Raw genomic sequence first — 1,956 nt, forward strand, 5'->3', positions numbered from 1 at the left:
GCACCGACGACTGCCGCTCCGCCGGCGCCGCGCCCGCGCCGCACGGTCCACCCACTCGGGTACGCGTACCGCGGATCGGCGTCGACTCGGCGCTCACGGTGCTCGGTCTGGACCGCGCGGGCACACTGATCCCGCCGAGCGACTTCGGCACGGCCGGCTGGTACGGCGGCGGCCCGGCCCCCGGCGACACCGGCCCCGCGGTGCTCGCCGGGCACCTGGACTCGCGGCGCGGACCGGCGGTCTTCGCCCGGCTCGGCGAGCTGCGCCCCGGCGACCGGGTGGAGGTGTGGCGGGGCGGGCAGCGCCTGCCGTTCCGGGTGACCGGGTCGCTGCGCACCCGCAAGGACCAGTTCCCCACCGCCGAGGTGTACGGTCCGACGCCCGGCTCCGAGCTGCGCCTGATCACCTGCGGCGGCGACTTCGACCGGCGGCGCGGGCACTATCGGGACAACGTGGTGGTGTTCGCGGTGACCGAGCCCGCCAGCTGGTGATCGGCCCGGTTTTCTGCAGGTCGCGGCATCCGACGCGGCGGGACGCCCCGACCGTCAGGATCCCGGTGTGGATCGCGGCGTCAGATCGGGCGGCGGCCGGCGAAGCCGCACTCGGCCCGGTGGTACCAGCGCACGTCGGAGTCCCCCTCCAGCCAGCACCAGAGCACGGCACGGCCGGCCCGCTCGCCGGGGAAATCGAGGAGCACCGGCGCGATGCCCTTGACCTGGATGTCGTGCTGGTGCAGCTCGTCGATGACGGCGTGCAGCCGGGCCTCCAGCCCCTTCACCTCGGCCAGCCCGCCAAGCGCGCTGACGCCGTGGTCGGCCAGGTCGACGCGCAGCTCGGCCAGGTCGGCCCGGAGCCGGATCAACTCGTCGATGCGCGGCTGCAGGGTGGCCGCCAGGTGCCGGGCCTGGGCGAGTGTGAACACCGCGCCAGTATGCGGCACGCATCGGGGACACGGTTCCCCGCCGCCCGGCGGGTCAGCCGGCCCGGGCGGCGAGCGCCGGCCGTGATCCCGCGCCACCCGGCGGGTCAGTCGGCCTGGGCGGCGAGCTCGCGGGCGCGGTCGCGGGCTGCCTCCAGCGCGGCGAGCAGCGCCGCCCGGACGCCGTGCTTCTCCAGCTCGCGGATCGCGGAGATGGTGGTGCCGGCCGGCGAGGTGACGGCCTCGCGCAACTTGACCGGGTGCTCGCCGGAGTCACGCAGCATCACCGCGGACCCGATGGCGGTCTGCACGATCAGCTCGTGCGCCACCTGCCGGGGCAGCCCGAGCAGGATGCCGGCGTCGATCATCGCCTCGACCAGCAGGTAGAAGTAGGCCGGCCCGGAGCCGGAGAGCGCGGTGACCGCGTCCTGCTGCGACTCGGGCACCCGGATCGTCTGGCCCAGGGGCTTGAACATCTCCTCGGCCAGCGCCAGGTGCGCCCCGGTGGCGTGCGCGCCCGCGGAGATCGCCGTCATCGCCTCGTCGACCAGCGCCGGGGTGTTGGTCATGACCCGGACCACCGGGGTGCCCTCGGGCAGCCGGCGGTTGAAGAAGCTGGTGGGCAGACCGGCGCAGAGGGAGATGACGAGCTTGTCGGCGGGCACCTTGGGGCCGATCTCGTCGAGCAACGCAGCGGCGTCCTGCGGCTTCACGGAGACCGCCAGCACCGCCGCCTCGTCCACGGCGGTCAGGTTGTCGACCACCCGGACGCCGTAGCGGGCGGTCAGCTCCTCGGCCCGGGCCGGTCGGCGGGCGGTGGCCAGCAGCCGGTCCACCGGCCATCCCGACCGCAGCAACCCGGAGAGCATCAGCTCACCGATCTTGCCCGCACCGATAACGGCAACGGTGTGCACCCCGGCTGACATCTCGACGTACCCTCCCTGACCCCGCCCGATCTGGGCGGATCGTGGTGAGTTGATCTGCTCGAACAGCGACATGCCCGAGATCGACGGGGCGGGCGGGGTCAGGGAGGGTAC

General features: G+C 74.3%; 3 protein-coding genes. 1 reads left to right on the plus strand and 2 read right to left on the minus strand.

The features are described 5' to 3' along the window. On the plus strand, positions 1-491 hold a 491-nt coding region (locus tag DKT68_RS23935; protein WP_109819642.1), incomplete at its 5' end, for a class F sortase. A gap of 80 nt (positions 492-571) precedes the next feature. Here the strand turns inward: DKT68_RS23935 and DKT68_RS23940 are convergent. Together DKT68_RS23940 and proC are read right to left on the minus strand one after the other, a co-directional pair. Further along, positions 572-922, minus strand: a complete 351-nt coding sequence (locus tag DKT68_RS23940; protein ID WP_109819643.1) for a DUF2203 domain-containing protein — start codon at positions 920-922, stop codon at positions 572-574. Positions 923-1,026: 104 nt separating this feature from the next. Further along, the gene (gene proC / locus DKT68_RS23945) at positions 1,027-1,845 is read right to left on the minus strand and encodes a pyrroline-5-carboxylate reductase (RefSeq protein ID WP_109819644.1); all 819 of its coding nucleotides are present in this window, start codon (positions 1,843-1,845) and stop codon (positions 1,027-1,029) included. Positions 1,846-1,956: the final 111 nt, after the last annotated feature.

It is taken from the genome of Micromonospora acroterricola (assembly GCF_003172955.1).
GTDB lineage: Bacteria > Actinomycetota > Actinomycetes > Mycobacteriales > Micromonosporaceae > Micromonospora > Micromonospora acroterricola.

Bases quoted from the DNA above. Each gene is read 5' to 3' on its own strand.
- proC (WP_109819644.1), bottom strand. From the start codon at position 1,845: ATGTCAGCCGGGGTGCACACCGTTGCCGTTATCGGTGCGGGCAAGATC.